This window comes from Tichowtungia aerotolerans, from assembly GCF_009905215.1.
Classification (GTDB): Bacteria; Verrucomicrobiota; Kiritimatiellia; order Kiritimatiellales; family Tichowtungiaceae; genus Tichowtungia; species Tichowtungia aerotolerans.
The window spans coordinates 3,694,403-3,712,267 of sequence record NZ_CP047593.1; the positions used below are offsets into that span (position 1 = coordinate 3,694,403).

Annotated in this window: 11 protein-coding genes; 3 read left to right on the forward strand and 8 right to left on the reverse strand. The window is 52.5% G+C overall.

Going from position 1 to position 17,865, the window contains the following annotated elements:
- Positions 1 to 5: 5 nt before the first annotated feature.
- Both GT409_RS15145 and GT409_RS15150 read right to left on the reverse strand, forming a co-directional pair.
- Positions 6 to 1,268, reverse strand: coding sequence for a glycosyl hydrolase family 28-related protein (locus tag GT409_RS15145; RefSeq protein WP_160629890.1), 1,263 nt, complete (start codon positions 1,266 to 1,268; stop codon positions 6 to 8).
- A gap of 124 nt (positions 1,269 to 1,392) precedes the next feature.
- Positions 1,393 to 2,181 (reverse strand): AraC family transcriptional regulator, encoded by a 789-nt coding sequence (locus tag GT409_RS15150; RefSeq protein ID WP_160629891.1) that lies wholly within the window; start codon positions 2,179 to 2,181, stop codon positions 1,393 to 1,395.
- A 139-nt stretch (positions 2,182 to 2,320) separates the two neighbouring features.
- Between GT409_RS15150 and GT409_RS15155 the strand changes: the two genes are divergently transcribed.
- A complete protein-coding gene (locus GT409_RS15155) occupies positions 2,321 to 3,463 on the forward strand; it encodes a uroporphyrinogen decarboxylase/cobalamine-independent methonine synthase family protein (RefSeq protein WP_160629892.1) in 1,143 nt (380 codons plus the stop codon).
- Between the two features lie 48 nt (positions 3,464 to 3,511).
- Here GT409_RS15155 and GT409_RS15160 read toward each other — a convergent pair whose 3' ends face one another.
- The 3 genes from GT409_RS15160 to GT409_RS15170 all read right to left on the reverse strand — a co-directional run bounded on the left by GT409_RS15160 (position 3,512) and on the right by GT409_RS15170 (position 8,303).
- The gene (locus tag GT409_RS15160) at positions 3,512 to 4,774 is read right to left on the reverse strand and encodes a sialate O-acetylesterase (RefSeq protein WP_160629893.1); all 1,263 of its coding nucleotides are present in this window, start codon (positions 4,772 to 4,774) and stop codon (positions 3,512 to 3,514) included.
- A 188-nt stretch (positions 4,775 to 4,962) separates the two neighbouring features.
- A complete protein-coding gene (locus GT409_RS15165; RefSeq protein ID WP_160629894.1) occupies positions 4,963 to 6,633 on the reverse strand; it encodes a glycosyl hydrolase family 32 in 1,671 nt (556 codons plus the stop codon).
- Between the two features lie 110 nt (positions 6,634 to 6,743).
- Positions 6,744 to 8,303, reverse strand: coding sequence for a hypothetical protein (locus GT409_RS15170; protein ID WP_160629895.1), 1,560 nt, complete (start codon positions 8,301 to 8,303; stop codon positions 6,744 to 6,746).
- A gap of 146 nt (positions 8,304 to 8,449) precedes the next feature.
- On the opposite strand from GT409_RS15170, the gene GT409_RS15175 reads away from it, so the two are divergent.
- Together GT409_RS15175 and GT409_RS15180 are read left to right on the forward strand one after the other, a co-directional pair.
- Positions 8,450 to 9,283, forward strand: a complete 834-nt coding sequence (locus GT409_RS15175) for an AraC family transcriptional regulator (protein WP_160629896.1) — start codon at positions 8,450 to 8,452, stop codon at positions 9,281 to 9,283.
- Positions 9,284 to 9,391: 108 nt separating this feature from the next.
- On the forward strand, positions 9,392 to 10,801 hold the full coding sequence (locus GT409_RS15180) for an arylsulfatase (protein WP_160629897.1): 1,410 nt from the start codon (positions 9,392 to 9,394) through the stop codon (positions 10,799 to 10,801).
- Positions 10,802 to 10,807: 6 nt separating this feature from the next.
- Here GT409_RS15180 and GT409_RS15185 read toward each other — a convergent pair whose 3' ends face one another.
- The 3 genes from GT409_RS15185 to GT409_RS15195 form a co-directional block, all read right to left on the reverse strand.
- The gene (locus GT409_RS15185; protein ID WP_160629898.1) at positions 10,808 to 11,434 is read right to left on the reverse strand and encodes an HAD family hydrolase; all 627 of its coding nucleotides are present in this window, start codon (positions 11,432 to 11,434) and stop codon (positions 10,808 to 10,810) included.
- A gap of 108 nt (positions 11,435 to 11,542) precedes the next feature.
- The gene (locus GT409_RS15190) at positions 11,543 to 12,559 is read right to left on the reverse strand and encodes an aldo/keto reductase (RefSeq protein ID WP_160629899.1); all 1,017 of its coding nucleotides are present in this window, start codon (positions 12,557 to 12,559) and stop codon (positions 11,543 to 11,545) included.
- 73 nt (positions 12,560 to 12,632) lie between these two features.
- Positions 12,633 to 17,864, reverse strand: coding sequence for a PAS domain S-box protein (locus GT409_RS15195; RefSeq protein ID WP_160629900.1), 5,232 nt, complete (start codon positions 17,862 to 17,864; stop codon positions 12,633 to 12,635).
- Between the last annotated feature and the right edge of the window lies 1 nt (position 17,865).

Below are 17,865 nucleotides of genomic sequence, written 5' to 3' on the forward strand. Positions count from 1 at the left end.
CGTCCTCAGTTCAGGTCGTCCGTAATCATTGTTCCGGCTGTATCGACATAGCGTGTAAGCCATGCGCCGCCGCCGCTGAAATCGCCGACCATCCCGCCGAAGACGCTGTTGATGCAGGAAATACTGTTACTGCTCTGATTATATACTGCGGTTCCCTCCATATTAAACTGATTGCCGGAAAGCAGCACATAGCTGCTGTCGGAGGAAATCTGCACGGCCCGCCTCCGGGGACTGGCCGGCTCCACAAAAAGGCAGTGGTCAATCGTTACATTCGATGCGTAAACCAGATCCACATCAACCGGGTCATAGTCCGCGGTGGTTGAGCCGTTGTTGTACCACTGACTTCCGTCCCGTTCGCTGCAGTAGAAAAGAACATGACTGATATTCACCTGCCGGGCTCCGACCACATTCACGCCGACGTCGTAATAGTTGAAATGGCAGTTGTCAATATGCACGTTCGGCAGCGGCCAGCCTTCGCCCTTCTGCCGGAACTGCAGATCCAGCGCAACATCCACACCGACCAGATAGGTGTTTACAATGGTCGCTTCGCGAGCCGTGGAATTAACTTTCCCATGATAAATCGCGGTCTGCACCTTGTTGATATGACAGTCGCGAATCACCGGTGCACGGCAGTCCTGCAGGAAAATCCCGTATTCCGGATGGCGAACCGGATCCACATATTCGCCCTGCTTACGAATGGTCACATTAACAAACCGGGCGCCCCACGCACTGGTTGCTTTGATCCCGGTTGCAAAAAAATTCGGCGAGGTATGAATCGGCGAGGTAATATACACATTCTCGACAATCAGCTGACGGCACAGCGGATCGCCTGCATCTGCGGCTTCAAACTCGAAAGCGGTTGTAATATTGGTTTGCATCGCAACAAACGACAGATCTGAAAGCTGCACGCAAAGACGAGTCATCCCCGACGCATCAACGAACAGTCCGCCGACCGCATTATTCACCCAAAGCTCTGTTGCATCCTGTCCTCCGCCGCGAATCGACACACCATGCTGAAAGCTGTTATCGCTCACCGGAAACGTCACCCGGCTGTTCAGCAGAAACCGGCCCGGCGGAATAAACACCTCGACCTGCGGATCGGCACCGATATCTGCAATCATAGCATTGAATGCCGGGGACGAATCCGTGGTTCCTGTCGGATCTGCACCGTAGTCCAGCGGGTTATAAACCCGCGAATTCTCCAAAAACGGAGCGGAGTCCACCTGCGCATAAAGCACCGGAACCGCCAGACAAAACACAACCATCATAAAAACACGCATCGCACGGCCTCTCAAATATTATATGTTTATTAATTTTGATATTTTTATCATTATATACGCAAAATGACAACACAAATTCAGCAGCAACCAGGCGAGAACAAGGCCGAACGGATTATCCGGTCCATTGCTCAACCCGGAAGGCGCGCGGGCTGGTTTCATAGCGCTCCCTAAATCGCCGGGCGAAGTGATACGGAGCACTGAAGCCGCAGCGATAGGCAATCTCGGAAACATTGAGCCCGGTTTCGACTAAGAGCCGCCGGCCGTTTTCCGTGCGAACTCTCCAGAGATACTCCACCGGCGTAATCCCGAGATACTTTTTAAAAAGACGAATCAGATGGGTCGGTGAAACACAACCCGTTCGGGCTATGCAGGCGAGATCCAGCGACTCGGGATAACGGGAATCGATCAGTTCCTGCGCCCGCACAACCGCTTCCGGCAACGGAACGGCCTGCCGGGGATACCCGGTACTATCGAAAAACTCAGCAAACAGCAGAACTGCAATCTGCTCATAAAGATTTGTCGCCGAAGCATCCGTTCGGACATTCAGTGTTTTGCCCCAATCAGTCAGCTCCCGAATTTTTCCAGACATTGGAAATACGCCAGTCAATGCCTGATAATCGCTGAGTTGACGATCTGAAAGCTCTGCATCATATGCGGAACAGAAGCCGTGGTGCGTCTTTTCCGCACGGGCAAACCGGAACTGTTCTACATGATTCGGCAGCAGCAGCATGATTTTCCCAGCCCCCACTCGCTGCTCACGCCCGTCCACAAAAACATCACAATAACCGCTGTACACATAAAAGAGCTGGAGTGACGTCTGTACGCGCGGTCCCAATGTCCCGCCCGCCGGATACACACAATCGTCAATCCGAAACCCCGAAACCCGATCTGCTAATTTCATGCAATAAAAATACAATAAAAGCGCAACAAGTCAGCATTAATGTTTATTATGTATTCTTTTTCAGCAACCAGATCCATTTACACCCGAGCTGCAACAGGTTTAAATCTGTTTCATCATTTTTCAGAAAGGGAGCAGGTAAATGACCAGTAAAGAACGGATATTCAGACAGCTCGCAGGCGAACCGGTTGACCACATTCCGCTGATCGGCGGATGGGCGCTCGGTGCCCGCAACATTGCAGAGATTGCCGGAATCAGCATTGAAGATTATCAGACCGACCCGCTCGGCGGCGTACTTGCCGCCAACCATGCCCTCTGCTGCGACGGCCTCGTCCCGCCCGCAATTCCCGACCCGGCTAACCTCGATGAAAACCATCAGGGCGAAGTGCGCGAAGAAGAGTTTGCCCACATTGAACCGGAAGCCCTGCTCGAATACGCCGAACAGATTCCGGATACCGAAGAGCGGGTTCTGGCCGAACGCTTTAATGAGAAAAAATTCGAGGCCAACCTTAACGCCGTGTACGACATGCACCAGAAAAACACCAAAGGCTTTACATTGATCCCCAACGACTGGGGCGTTTCCGCAAATTTTACCCTTTTCGCCATCTACGGCTATCAGGCTTTTCTGGAGGCGATCGCCTTTTATCCCGAGGCCGTTGAAAAAATCTTCTGGGAATCCGCCGTCATCGCGCGCCGTCAGAACCAGTATCACATCGAGATGATCAAAAAACACGACCTGCCGCGCATGATGTTCACCGGTCACGACATCTGCAACCAGATGGGGCCTATGTGCTCCCCGAAATATCTAAAAAAAAGTTACTGGCCGCACTCCAAATACGCACTCGAACCGTTTGTAAACGAAGGGATCCGGCTGATTCATCACTGCGACGGAAACGTCATGCCGATCATCGACGATATGATCGACGCCGGCTACACCGGCTTCCAGGGCTTTCAGTATGAGTGCGGCGTTGATCCCTATGAACTGGCAAAACGTCGCGGCCCCAACGGCGAAACCATGCTTTTCATGGCCGGGCTTTCCATCACCCGCACCCTGCCCTTCGGTACTCCGCAAGAAGCCAAAGACGAAATCGACTACTGCATGGACTACACTGATGGCGGAAAAGGTCTGTTTCTGTTCACCAGCAACGTCGTCGGCATTGAAGTGCCGCCGATCAACCTGAAAACCGCCTATCACCACGCCGCATCCATTGATCCTTCAACATGGCAGCCAAAACAACGTCCGTGGCCATGGAGTCAGAGACAATCGAAAACCTTGCTGAACTGAGCTGAGAATCGAGCGGAATCAACCGTTCTGTAAAAGCCAACCACTCCATCATTCAAGGCCCAGCATGGTTTCTGCAAACCGTTTCCCCAATTCAATCTGCCCGGCAGTAGTATAGTGAAGATGATCATCATTTTTCGGTAAATCATCGCAATTGATATAAGCATATGCTTTTTCCATGCAGTCCTCCTGAGCACTCCGTACCAGATCCACATATGGATACAGAGGGTTTACCCGACCGGCAACAAACGGCATATCGGGTGCTGAGAAATCAGCGCGAGCCGTTTGGATTAGGTGCGCCAGATTCTCGGCATAAGCTGATGCCTTTTCTTCTTCCCGACTGTCCCGTTCTCCCTGCATCCAGATCATACCTTTAATCTTCACGCTTCGGGATTCACAAGCTGCGTGAACCTTATTTTTAAGGCCTGCATATAATGAATTCGGATCATCGGGATCCCAATCCACAGCAAGGCTGGTTCCCCCTTTACTGTGTTTGATAATGCCGATCGGGCGAAAACTCTGTTGACTGAGCACATCCGCAAAAGTCACCTCCGGGCCGAATCCTTTTTCCGGAGGCTCCAACCAGAGCCAATCAACCCCGTCAAATACAAACACCTCGCGCTGCACTGCCTGAAGCGAATCAGGGAGCTGGTTTCTTTGAGACCGCGAGCCAAGCATGTTGCTTTGCCCGGCACAGATATAAACATCCAGCGGTGCGCCCTGCAGCAACCGGCGCAGTGCCGCCGCAGGACCGGGCACGACAGACGACAGTTTCAACACGAACTCATCCACACCAACTGTCCCCGACTTATACCCGGAAACCCCAAAACCAAACGCCGTGAATTTCAGCTGTCCAACCTGCCCGGATGGAATCTCTGCCGAAACCGAAACGGACTCTTCTCCGGCGGTGCTTGATACAACCGCCTTGGCCGTCAGGCTGGCGGGATTATATTCCAGAGAAATCAACAGCTCACCTGACAACATCCGGGGGGCCAAAACTCCACTGAGCTGAGTGAAAGTCCACCCGCTGTCTCCCTCCAAAATCTTCAGTTGCAATTTTCCCGCGTGCGGTCCCACAGTTATCAAACGGACCGATAAAATATCCTGCCTGGAGGTAGCAAATAAAGCAGAGTTCGCATCATCGGTCATTGCCAGATAAAACCCTCCGTAGGCTCCACCCAGATCCGACTGACTTAAATCCACCTTAGCAGCCAGAACACAGGATCCGCCCTCAGACGGATGTGCCACAACATAGGCCTGCTGATTGTTTTGGCGAACTTCCACACGGCCGTCGTTTAATGATGTTCTATTCAACCTATCTCGCCAGACCCAGTCCCCCAGCCTTCTTCCGGCCAAAACTTCTCCGGCCTGGGTCGTATTGAAATGATCACAGACTTCAGTTTCTGCAACCGCGCCTACGACCAAAAAAGCAAATAAAAATAAACCGATCGCCCTGATCATCTACAATACCTTCCTATTCTCTTAAAAACTTGTACCCGCAGTTATCTGATCTTCTGTTCTGCAACCAGCGATGCGGCCCCAACCGTATCTTTCGGGTCTTTAAATCCCGGGCCGCCGGCAGCAACATACCCGTCACTCCGGCCCGTTCTGTCGCAACTGACCCAAAAAGAATAAAGATCACCCCGCTCCAGTACGAAACGGAATCGAACCGGCTTTCCGGCAAGCACGGACAAATCCGCACCATCATCCCAGGTCATCTCATACACGGTGCTGTCCCCGGTAAAAACATGGCTGTTTTCCAACACAAACGGAGGAATGCTGTTCCCGTCTACATCCAGCATCTCCACCTTCAATGTTCCTTCAGGAACATCAGCATTTACAAACAAGTGCTTCCCTGAAAACAAAACCGGACGTGTAATCAGGCTTCCTTTATCATCTGGGGTTTTCATCGATGCGAAGCCATCTCGTCTTAGAACAGCAATCCCCGTCGCTCCATTCGCATACATGCCTTTGGGGATTGATTCATCGCCTTCCATTCCGGAATAGTAAAACCAGAGCTGATCTCCTCGAACCGTACAGATACCTCCCACCGATTGAATATAACCCCGATCCCATACGCCTGCCGTCCGAGAGGCTTCGATCGCGGTTGTCCGGTCTGGACGATCCCAGTGGAATCCGTCCCGGCTGTACGCAAAGTTCAACTCCGTAACTTTGGGAACACCGTGACAATCATTATTATTCGGCCCTCGCCAGATTTGGAAGAACCCGAGCATGATGCTTTCATAAGCCACCGCATCCAGATTATAAAGCTGGGGCTTGAGTCCAATATCCGCATCCGGCAGATCCAACGCATCGGCTCCGGCCCATACAACCGGCTGACCGGGGCTCCAGCGGCCCTGCCGGTAATTCTCTTCATCCAGCTCCCATTGATTATCAGCCATCAGATCTTCACTTTCCCAATAATGCCGGGATCGTCCGCGAAAAGCTGATCGAATACTGAAAACCCACTTTTTCCGGAAGGGGTTATAAAAAATCGTGCTGCGATCTCCCATATTCCCGGTTAAGACAGAATTTCCGAAATGGATTCCATCAGGAGATTCAAAACAGCGGCCGCCTTTGCCGCCCAACCCGCCGGGCTCACGAACAAATAGTTTATATTTTCCTGCAGAGTTTTCTGTCCACCAATCCCGCACGACAGTTGTTGAGTCAGGCCGCAGATCTGCCGGATAAACCTGATTCGTGTCAGGAACAATATCCAGTTTCGGGCGGGCCCATTCGATCCCGTCTTTACTGGTCGCATAGCAGATCGTGCCGTGCCAGCCCGCATTATACCAGAGCTTAAAAACCTGCTCTTCCTCATCCCACAAGACAGCTCCACTCAGCGGCGCAGCCACACCCCTTCCACTCCCTTCGGTCCACTCCAAAGAGTTTTTCGGTTTCAATACCGGATTCCCGTGGTATTTCTTCGGATAATGGAATGTCCGCACAAGACTGGTTTGTTCAATTAAAAAATCATCCACAAACAACTGCCGTCCCACATCGATTGGAATGATCTCGGGAGGACACTCAAGATAGGGCACCGGCATTGGATCTGTTGATGCGGCATCCAACTGCTCAGGCGGCCAATCAGACGGCAATTGGATCCCATTATACAATCGTTCTGAAAAAGCATTGAGCGAAATAAAAAGCAATACTGTAAAAAAAATATTCATGTCATTTCTAACGCAACACAGTCCTGTAAAAAAATTGCCGGCGACCTCTCCGGCAAAAAACACGCATCCCGAACCTTCACCTGAAGATCCGGAATGAATACCGCAATGAATTATTCACCAATCAGGCGGTAGAATGCCTGCAAACCGCCGGGTTCGTTTGTCACCGCCATTTGACCATCTACGCCGGATATATTTTCGACCACATTGCTCCAATCCCCGGAAACCAGACTTTCACGGGATTGCAACGCATATGTCCCTGCAGCATCTCCCTGCCAACTGAAAACGAGGTCAGAATTGATAAGCTCCGCAGTAACCGATCCAATGGGTTCCAATACCCCGCCACTTTGATTCAGTAAAAAGTTGTCCCACAACACAGTACCGCTCTGGTATCCGGTTGTATTGAACCCGAAACCGCTGATCGACAGAGCATCTGCCTGTTCCTGAGTCAATGTGGTCGTCTTTGCAACAGATGCCCCGGTAACTGTATTGGACGCAACCCCCGTCACGGTCAAACCTTCAAGACTCAATGACAGCCGCACTGGATCCGTATCATACCCTGGCAAACTGTTGTCACTAAGCCCACTGACAACGGTAGTCCCGCCATTTTTGACAACCAAAGAAATCTTGCCGGTATTAGATGCGGTCGTAATCAGCCTCATGGAAATTCCATCCCCGGCAATAGCCGCCAACGAGGAGCCATCCCCATCAAACATACCGATCGTCGCCCCGCCATAAGCTCCGGCCAATCCGGCTCCATTCAGAAAAAAGTCCGCAGAAACTTCCGCCCCGAACCCACTCACCAGCATGTTCGCCCGCACCCAGGCCAATTGATCATTAACACGGACCTCAACATGATCGTTCGTGAGCGATGCTCGACTGAAATTGTCATTCCACGTCAACTCTCCAACAGGCGTCACCCGACCGTTCAGATCCCCGGAAGCACTGTCAAAATCATCAGAAACCTCAATTGAATCTGGAATATAGCTGATTTGCTCCAGCGCAAAGTTGTCCCAAATCACCGTACCGCTTTGATATCCGGTTGTATTAAACCCAAAACGATCCATGGCCAAAGAAGCCGCCTGGTCGAACGTTAATGTTATTGTCTTTGAGACAGACGCACCGGTGACTATGTTGGATGCAGTTCCGATCACCGTAAGATTCACGAAACTCACCGATAACTGAATCGGATCTGTATCATATCCCGGCAAGCTGCTGTCACTGACACCGCTGAAAATCACAACGCCTCCATTTCTCACCACCAGCGAAATTTTTCCGGTATTGGATGCCGTTGTAACCAATCTCATGGAAATCCCATCGCCGGAAGCAACCGCCAGCGTACCGCTCCCGTCAGACATGCCAACCGTCGCCCCGCCATAACCTCCAGCCAGCCCGGCACCGTTCAGGTAAAACTCTGCCGAAACCTTTGCTCCCAAACCGCCAGTCAAAGCGTTTGTCTGCACCAAGGCCAGCTGGTTGTTGACACTCACCTCAACCTGATCATTGGCAAGCTGTGCCCGACTGTAGGTGTCTGCCCAGACCAGCTCCCCGACCGGCGTCACACGGTCATTAAGAATCCCGGGATCTCCACTAAAACTGTCTGAAACAATAACCGTGGCCTGTACCGCCACCGCACAACATAAAACCGCAAACCCTGCCGTTATTTTTCTCATCTGATTCCTCCTTTTTCTTAGCTGTATACCAACAACACTCGAATCAAGCCCCTTGCATAATCTCATAAATAGAGAACCCGATATTGACTCAAATGTCCATGGATGGGACTATTCGAAATCTGACTAAAACTCACATCAGCACACGTATGAAAACGGCATCCAACATTCTTTTCTATCGCATTGACGATCATGTTTATGACCCCGGCGGCACACTGTCGCGCTGGCAAACAAACCTTCAGCTGCATTACACATATACAGGGAGCGTTGCCATTCAGGTCGACTCGGAACACTGGGTACAGCACGCCGGCGAAATCTGTCTGTTACTGCCAGGCCATCAGGAACATTTCCAATATTCGGAAACGGAACATACGCATCACGGCTTCTGCACTGCAGCCGGCGTCACCCTCTCCGAAGAAACCGTCCGCCTGTACGAAGGCATTCCCCGCAACATAAAAACCAGCCCCAGAATCAAACCGCTCACCGATCTGGCTCGAACTCTCTACGAAGAAAAAAACGAAGCCGCAAAAAACCTCTATAACCAGATCGCGGAAATGATCTTTGCCGAATTCTTCTACTCCGCCGGAATCCCGTCCAATCAAAGCCAAAGCCTGCCATCAGCCATTCAGCGGGCCCAGGACTTCATCGGAACCCATTACACGGAACCCTTCACCCTGCCCGAGCTGGCAGAGTTCTGCTTTGTATCACAAGGACATCTCATCCGGCTGTTTAAAGAACATTTGCAGACCACTCCGATCCGTTATCTATGGGCCATCCGCCTGCAACACGCTGTAGAAAAACTCACCGATACCAGACTCAATGTATCCGAAATTGCCTTTCAGTGCGGCTTTGTCTCCCCCGATCATTTTTCCCGCCTGTTTAAGCAGCACTTTAAACTTTCTCCGCTTCAGTACCGTAAAAACCAACAGCATCTGACGAACTCCTGCATCCACACCCTGACCCCGAAAAAGAAACAGCGATAATTGTCAATTTAAGACAGATTTCTGAAAACCACATCGATTTACAGCCATAAGCAGCAACCGTTACCCTGAAGGTTGAAATCGGAAAACTCAAAATTTCAGGAAACAGCTATGGATAAAAAGATATTAACGGCAGCAATCATGGCAGCGTCAGTCACTGCCTCTGTGGCTGACAGTCAGAAGCAACCGAACATCGTTTTAATCATGGCCGACGACCTCGGCTGGAATGAACTCGGCTACAACCAGTCAGCTGAAGACAAAGCCACCCGCAAGGATCTGGCCCGTACACCAAACATCGACCGCATCAGCGAGGCCGGAGTCCGGTTCGATCATTTTTACGCCCAGGCCATCTGCACCCCAACCCGCGCGGCACTGATGACCGGCCGCTACGCCTTCCGCTCCGGCATGGCCTCCGGCGTCATCCTCAACCATCTGCACTACGGCCTGCCGCTCGACGAAACCACGATGGGCAACGTCATGAAAAGCGCCGGCTACGCCACCTGCATTGTCGGAAAATGGCACCTCGGCCACGAAACAGCCGCCTATCTGCCGACCGAACGCGGCTTTGATTACCACTACGGACTCTACACCGCGATTGACCACTTCACGCACGAATGGCAGGGCGGACTCGACTGGCACCGCAACCGCAAAGCCATCCGCGAAGAAGGCTATGCCACCGACCTGCTCGGCGACGACTGCGTCCGCATCATCGAAAAACACAACTTCAAAAAAGAACCGTTGTTCCTCTACCACCCCATGTTCGCCGTCCACGCATGGAACCAGTCCACCGAAGAATATATGGCACCTTATGCCAATGTAGAAAACGAAGAACGCCGCCGACTGCTCGGCATGTGCTCCGCCATGGACAAACAGTTCGGACGGATCATCCAGGCATTGGAAGACGCCGGACAGACCGAAAACACCCTCGTCTTTTTCCTTTCCGACAACGGCGGCCCCAAACGCCATCAGGCCGACAACGGTCCGCTGCGCGACGGCAAAGGCTCCTACTACGAAGGAGGAGTCCGCGTTCCGGCCTTCGCCTACTGGCCCGGACAAATTGAGGGCGGCCGCACCGTCCGCGGACTCGCACACGTCGTCGACCTTCTTCCAACCTTTGGAAAACTCGCCGGGGCCGAAATGCCCGTCAAACCGCTTGATGGCGAAGACCTCGCGCCCGTCCTCTTCGACAACGCCGACAGCACCGGCCGCAGGGAAATCGTCTTCATGGTCGAGGACAGCGAACGCCTGCGGCGCGGCGCCATCATCCAGTGGCCATGGAAGCTGCGACGCACCGCGCTTAAAAACGGCCCGTGGGTTTACGAGCTATTCAATCTCGAACAAGATCCGTACGAAAAAGCCAACGCCCACAAACAAGGCAAAGCCTATCCTGAAATCACCGACCGCCTCAGCCGCCGTCTCGACGAACTGAGTAAAGACGCTCCGCCGGCCTTCTGGCAAGAAGGCAACGGCAACGCCCCGAAAGGCTGGACACCGCCGCCCATTATCGGACCCGATCAATAATGGGTTTTATTCAAACCCGTTGCGGGTTTCGTCTGCGCCGGCGGACAGCAGTTCGTCGGCCGTAAAGGAGGATGTGATTCCGACACAGTGTGCGCCGGCGGCTTTGGCGGCCTGCACGCCGTTAACCGCATCTTCAAAGACCGTTGCATCCGCCGGATCAACGCCAAGCCGCCGGGCTGCTTCGAGGAAAATGTCCGGGGCCGGCTTCTTGTGCTCAATCTCCAGCCCATTGACCAGCGCATCGAACAGCTTCTCGTCGAGGTCCATCTCATGCAGGTTGGTTTTGAGCTTCACTTCGTCGGCACTGGTGGCCACCGCCAGCAGAATTCCCTCAGCCCGGGCACTTTCAATAAACACCTTTACTCCCGGCAAAGCCTGGAGCTTTCCCTTCACACACTCGCCGTACAGGCGATAGGTCTCGGCTTTGTCGCGTTCAAGGTTCAGGATGATGCCGTGTTTTTCGGCCACACCGCCGATATAACGATCTTCGCCGGATCCGACAAAAGGCAGAAAATCCTCCTCCGGAACATCTACTTCATGGGTTTCCTTAAACATGCGAACAGCGGCCTCGGCAATAAACGGCTCGGAGTCGCACAGCACTCCGTCCATATCAAAAATATATGCTTTACTCATCAATTTTTATTCCTTTTCGAACGATCATACACACCGTTCCAAACATTGGAAATGGATTGAGTCACTGGCTGTTGTTTTTCCAGAACCTGGTATTTTGGCAGAACGGCTCTAACCAACCTGTTTGTAATACTCAACTGCAGTACGATTTGGAACGACCAGAACCTGTTCGAGCAGTTTTTGGCGGTCAGCATCCGTCAACACTGAAAATGAGCGGGCCAGTTCGATTTTTTCTTCCAGCAGGCCTTTGTTTTCTGCTCCGGTAATCAACGTGCTGATCGGAAGAGACCAGGCAAACTGAAGTGCATCGGAAACGGAAAGAGCCGTTGGAATAACCGGCGTATCACTTTGCCAGCGAACCTTTCCATTCACTTCCTTACGGTCGAAAAAACGGCCGTCCGCCAGCGTTTTCATTGCCAAAACGCCAAGCCCCTGCTCAACAGCATCCGGAAGGACCTGGCGGACAAAACTGTGCTCGGAAGCGCCATCAACTGGATTGATCGGCATTTGAAGCGTGGAAAACAGTGACTGTTCGGGAACGCGTTTCAGCATTTCAAGATGGGCATACGGGTTTTGGTGTCCGGTAAAGCCAACGTAACGCGTTCCGCCGGATTCCAGAATTTGAGTCAGTGCGTCCAGAACACCGTTATCGATCCGTGAAACGACATCATCCGGTGTTTTCAGAGAATGAAGCTGCAGCAAGTCCACAGAATCCACACCCAGACGTTTTCGGGACAGGTCAAATTCCCGAAGCACTCCGTCGCGGTCTGCGGCCTGAGACTTGGTCATCAGGAAAATATCGTCACGATATTTTGGAACCAGAAACTGTCCATAACGCTCTTCACTGAGTCCTTTTCCATAGTTATGGGCCGTATCGAAAAATCGAACTCCTCCGGCGATAGCCGTTTCGATTACTTCCTGAGCATCGCGTTCCGAGGTCCAGCCGATATGAAATCCACCCACTCCCAGCATGGTGATCCGCTCACCGGTTCGGCCTAATGCACGCTGCGGCAGCAGCGCTCCCCACCGATCGGCCAAAAGAGGAGCAGAGGCCGAAAACACATCGCGGCACATCAATGCGCCGGTAAAGGTTGTCATCCTGCGAATGAAACTGCGTCTAGAACTCATGGGCACCTCCGGCTGAAGAATGCCGAAAGCCTACCTCAAAGCTGAGTGCCATTCAACCCGGCAATGTTGATGACTAAGCATGAACCTCTTCGAGTTTTTCCTGCCCGTTCTCAGCAGCAAGGTCTTCAGGAGCCGTTTCGCTTTCCTCCCTGAACTCCACCGGCAAAGAGAAACTCAGCCGCTTTGTCAGCTCTGAAGGTTCCTGGAGGCACAGAGTTCCGCCGAGCAGTTCTGCATAGCGGCGAGTCAAAGAAAGACGCAATTCCTCTTCGTTCATTTCGCGAGTCGGCTTTTCCTCACTATTGGAATCAAACAGCCCCCCGGTCACTGCGGCATCCTGGTCTAGACTGCTGTACACCAGAAGGAACTCCATTTTCTTATGATGCTCGTCGAGATTCTCGCATGTTACATGCAGTCCGACCCGCCCCTTCCCGTCCGTTTTTTCGAGTGCATGGTCAAAGAGAGAGTCCAATACCTGTCGGATCCCGGCCGGATCAATACAAACTGTCGGCGGGAGACTGCTCGAACGGCTCAGGGCAAAAAACAGCCTTCTCTCTTTTGCTTTTTCAGTAAATTCGTCGGTCAGTCCGGTTAAAAATGTATTCAGGACAAAAGGCTCCGGCTGCAGGTGAATTCCACCGTTTTCGAGCTGAAAAAGCTCCTGCTGATAGTTGAGCATCGACTGCAATCGCTGCCCGCAGCGGTTGATTTTCTTTAAACGGGTCCGCAGTCCGCTCGGCAGGTCATCATCATCATCAAGAACCGCTGCAGACAACTGTACGACTGGTTCCAGAGGTGCAGTTAAGTCTTCAGCAAAATCATAGACCTTACGCCCGCTGGCTTCGATCGTCTTACGCAACCGCTCTGCTTCCTGCGTGACGATTCGACGCGCATCCGCCTCCTGCACCGTCATTCTTTCCTGACGGGACAGTTTATGACGTATAGAATCAATCTCCGACTGAAGTTCTTCTTCCCGCTCCTGCAAGGACTGCTGAGCCCGACGATTTTCCTGCATCTCCTCTTTAAACAAACTGATTCGGTGAGCAAGGCCGTCTTTTTCCAGCTTCACCATCCCTTCGAGTTCTTCCTTTGCCTTCTGCAATGAAGAGACCTCGGCCGTCCGTTTTTCCAGCGTTTCCTGAGTCTGAATCAACTGAGCAGACAGCTCTGCCTGTTCCGCTTTGATTTGATCTTCGTGTTCATGCTGACGTTTAAGTTTTTCCTTCAGCTCACGAGTACGCTGCTGAATCTGCTCTTCAACCGCATCCCGCTCTTGAGCGGCAGCCTCACGGGTTTCCGCAATCTGATTTTCCAGATCAATCCGTTGGTCAGCAGCGTTGGCCAGTTCGCGAGTGCGCTGTTCAACGATTACCTCCAGCTCTTCTACTCGCTGCTGCAGTTCAGCTTCAGTGCGCCGCAACGTTTTTTCTGTGTCGCGGCTGGCGGCCTTGACATCGTTAAACTGTTTGACCTGTTCCGCCAATCGGTTCTTTTCCTGAACAACAGCCTCTTCCATACGCCGGCGGGTTTCGAGCAGTGCCTGCTCCTGCTGTTTGCGTGCAGCAACGGCGGCATCGAGCTCAGCTGTTCGCTCTGCAAGTGATGACTCCAGTTCAGCCAGCTGATGACTTGATTCTGTCTGCGCCGCCTTCAGCTGTTTTTCGCGCTCACGCAGCTCATTCAGTTCATTTGCAAGCGCCACTGTTTTCTGCTCAATCTGAACCTGATAGGTTTCACGGCCGGCCGCCGCCTCCTTACGGAGCTCTTCCAGCTCACGTTCCAAAGAACTGCGCTCCGATGCCGACTGTTCCAGTTCCTTGACCTGCTGAGCAATCCGTTCTTCGAGATCACTGCGAACCTGAAGTAACTCATCCTCCCGCGACCGCCATTCGGAAATTCTGGACTCAAGCTCTCCGGATCTGTCCTCAAGAGTTAACGATACCTCTGCGAGGTTTTTACCCAACCGTTCACATTCTGCGGTCAGCTCATCTTCATGAGCAGTCCGCGCCTGCAGTTCTGATTTCAAACCATCGATTGTCTGCGTAAATTCAGCCTCAATGCGACCCCGTTCCTCAGCAAATTCATCGCGGGTTTTCTTCAGCAGCTCATCCAGCTGGCCACTCTGCTCAGATTCCCGCCCCAGTTTTTCCTGAAGATTTTTGAGCTCTTCCTCCATCTGCCGGCGGGTTTCCTGCAGAGACTGTTCCTGCTCCTTGTGTGCCGCAACAGCAGCTTCCAATTCGGCGGTGCGTTCCTCCAGAGCACTGTTCAGCTCTTCCAGATGCCGGTTGTTTTCTTCCTGAGCGGCTTCCAGCTCCTGTGCACGTTCTTTCAGGCGGTTCACTTCCTGTTTCAGCGGAGCGGTCTGCTGCTCAATCCGAACCTGATACGTTTCACGTCCGGCAGCGGCTTCCTTACGCAATGCCTTCAGCTCGCTTTCCAGAGCCGTACGTTCTGATGCCGCCTTTTCAATCTGCTGCCGTTGTTCTTCGACACGCTCTTCCAGTTCACCGCGGACCTTCAACAGCTCGTGCTCTCTGGCCTTCCATTCCGAACTGCTGGACTCCAGCTCCATGGAGCGCTCCTGCAACGATTTTTTGATCTCAGCAAGACTGCTGTTCAGTTTAGCACATTCAGCAGTCAACTCCTCTTCCCGGGCGCGTCGAGCCTCCAGTTCCTCGGTCAAACCGGCGATTTTCTGACCGGTTTCCGACTCGAAACGCATCCGCTCCGCGGCAAATTCTTCGCGGGTCTGCTGCAGCAGAGTATCCAGTTGCTCGCGCTGCCCGGACTCCTGCTGAAGTTCCTCCAACCGCGCTTCGAGTGTTTCTTCCAGCGCTTCTCTCTGCGTCTCAAGTTCTGAAACGGTCTTATTCAGGGTCTCTTCACGAAGGCGATACGCTTCCAAATCATTTTCAAAATGCTTCACCTTCCCGGCCAGCGTTTCCTCCATTTTCTCGAGGTCCGCAATCAGTTTATCGCAAAGCTGTCGGGATTCCTCACGCGCGGTACGGGCCGCGGTCACCTGACTTTCCCTCTCCGCAATACGATTCCGGAGTTCATCGCATTCAGCACTCAGCTGTTGCTCCAGCGTCCGTTGACGGGTCACATCCATTCCGGTAACAGTAAAGCCATACACGTCTTCCCGTTCCTGGATCCGGCAGTTTACGGTCAGGAATGTCCCTCCTGCTGTCGCCAAACGGTATTCATAATCTTTCTTCCGCTCAGAAGCATTTTCCGAGAAGGCGTTTTTGAGCAGATCCCGATCGTCTTTACAGACCAGGGTTTTAACATATGAGTGTCCCACCACCGCTGATTCATCCATTCCAAGAAGTTCCAGCAATGCATCATTGGCAGAACGAACCACTCCTGAAGGATCAACTGTCGCCACAAGCATCGACGCATTGCGCAGAATTCCAGCCTGCAGATCCCGCTGCTTCTCAAGCTCCGCCTCAACGGCCTTGCGGGGTGCTGCATCACTGTAGATCCCAATCATCCGTTCCGAACCGCCAAAGGATCCTGTAGTGACCCCGAGATCAGTAAACACAACCGACCGGTCCTTACGAACACAGGACAATGCATTGTCAAAACGCTGAGAATTCTCTGCACGCACCGCCCACTCTGCTAAAACCTGGCGACGTGATCCCGGCGAGTGCAGATCACCTACTGTAAGGCGGGGTATCTCATCTGCAGTATAGCCAAACAGATCACAGAAAGCCGGATTGGCATACGAAATCCGTTTCGACGATGCATCGGCCATCATCATTCCAAACGGATTATTCTCAACCAGACCTCGGAAACAGGATTCAGACTGCTGCAGTTCCTGTTCACGGCGGGTACGATCCGTCACATCGATCGTAATCCCTACAACGCCCTCCACCACACCGTCGTCACTCAACAGCGGATTTTCAATAGTTTCAACCCATTCTGTCCCATCCGATCCCGGCTTGGAATCCACTTTACGACAGAGCTCACCGTTCTTCATCGCCTGAATACCGATTTCATTTGCATCGCGTGAAACAGCAGGAAGCACTTCGAAGATGGTTTTGTCCATCCAGTCCGCAACCGGAACGCCAGTACGCTCTTCAAAACCACGGCTGACATACTGATAGCGGCAGCGGGAGTCTTTGATAAACACATCTCCGGGCAACGTGTTCAGAATACGCTGAAAAAAGGCCAACTGCTGGTCAAACTGTTCTTTGTCGCGCTTCTGCTCGCTGATGTCATACTGTGCCCCCATAATGCAGACCAGCTTTCCATCCTCCACTATTCCCCAGGCATCATTATGCAAATAGAGCGGTGTACCGCGATGATTGGAGCAAACCCGTTCTTCGTCCTGTACGCTCAAGCCGCCCTCTAAAAACTTCTGAATATCATCGGGATTTTCAAACAGGCCGCATCCGCCTGGCAGATCTTTCAGTGCGGTTCCAGTCAGTTCTTCGACGGATCGACCGCAAAACTCAGCCAGTCCGCGGTTACAGGTTACCAGCTTCATCTGCCGGTGAATCCGGTCGGCCACTTTTTCAGCCGGCTGGTCCATCACAATCGGCTCATCGGGGCGCAATTCATAAAAACTGCCCACAGTCCGGCACATGAATTCGCTGCGCTGTTCTGAAGCATGAGCCTGCTGACACCTCAGCTCCTGAGCGCTTACATCCACCAGAAGCCCAAAATAGCCAAGAACTGACTGATCTTTATCGCGAATCACAGAACCGCGTTCTGCAACATATACAATGCTTCTATCCTGCCTTTGCAGCCGATACCCCGACTGATACGGCAATTCAACAGAAACAAAACTCCGCCACTCTTCTCCGACCCGCTCCCGATCTTCCGGGTGAACCGCACTAATCAATCCGGATTCCAGAATCTGCTGTTTAGAACGCCCGCACAGCGCTTCCATCGCCTGATTGATATAGATGCACTCGCCGGCATCGTTCAGTTTGAAAACTGCAGCGCCGCACTCGTCCAGCATACGGCTGTGTGACTCCAGCGTGTCCGCAAACCGGTTCGTCATTTGAGTCAATTCCTGGTTGGTGTGATCCAGTTCCGGCAACAGATCCTCGCACTTTTGAGAAAACGAAAGAAACTGTCGCCGATATTTGAGCAATAGAAAAATACTCAACGCCAGCAAAAGAAGCAGTCCTATGACCCCGCAGATCAATCCAATCTGCAGCGTGGAAATGCGTCCCGAATCCGCAGGAATCTCCAACAAGGAATCCTGAGCAACTGCTGTTGATGAAATAAAAAACGGAACAAAAACGGCGGCTCGCCGGATCACGCCCCCGCAGTGTTGAATGATTTGCATG

What these genes read in the sequence shown, in the direction of transcription:
- GT409_RS15145 (WP_160629890.1), bottom strand. Translation starts at nt 1,268, where the DNA reads ATGATGGTTGTGTTTTGTCTGGCGGTTCCGGTGCTTTATGCGCAGGTG.
- GT409_RS15170 (WP_160629895.1), bottom strand. Translation starts at nt 8,303, where the DNA reads ATGAGAAAAATAACGGCAGGGTTTGCGGTTTTATGTTGTGCGGTGGCG.
- GT409_RS15175 (WP_160629896.1), top strand. Translation starts at nt 8,450, where the DNA reads ATGAAAACGGCATCCAACATTCTTTTCTATCGCATTGACGATCATGTT.
- GT409_RS15180 (WP_160629897.1), top strand. Translation starts at nt 9,392, where the DNA reads ATGGATAAAAAGATATTAACGGCAGCAATCATGGCAGCGTCAGTCACT.
- GT409_RS15185 (WP_160629898.1), bottom strand. Translation starts at nt 11,434, where the DNA reads ATGAGTAAAGCATATATTTTTGATATGGACGGAGTGCTGTGCGACTCC.
- GT409_RS15165 (WP_160629894.1), bottom strand. Translation starts at nt 6,633, where the DNA reads ATGAATATTTTTTTTACAGTATTGCTTTTTATTTCGCTCAATGCTTTT.
- GT409_RS15150 (WP_160629891.1), bottom strand. Translation starts at nt 2,181, where the DNA reads ATGAAATTAGCAGATCGGGTTTCGGGGTTTCGGATTGACGATTGTGTG.
- GT409_RS15195 (WP_160629900.1), bottom strand. Translation starts at nt 17,864, where the DNA reads ATGCAAATCATTCAACACTGCGGGGGCGTGATCCGGCGAGCCGCCGTT.
- GT409_RS15155 (WP_160629892.1), top strand. Translation starts at nt 2,321, where the DNA reads ATGACCAGTAAAGAACGGATATTCAGACAGCTCGCAGGCGAACCGGTT.
- GT409_RS15190 (WP_160629899.1), bottom strand. Translation starts at nt 12,559, where the DNA reads ATGAGTTCTAGACGCAGTTTCATTCGCAGGATGACAACCTTTACCGGC.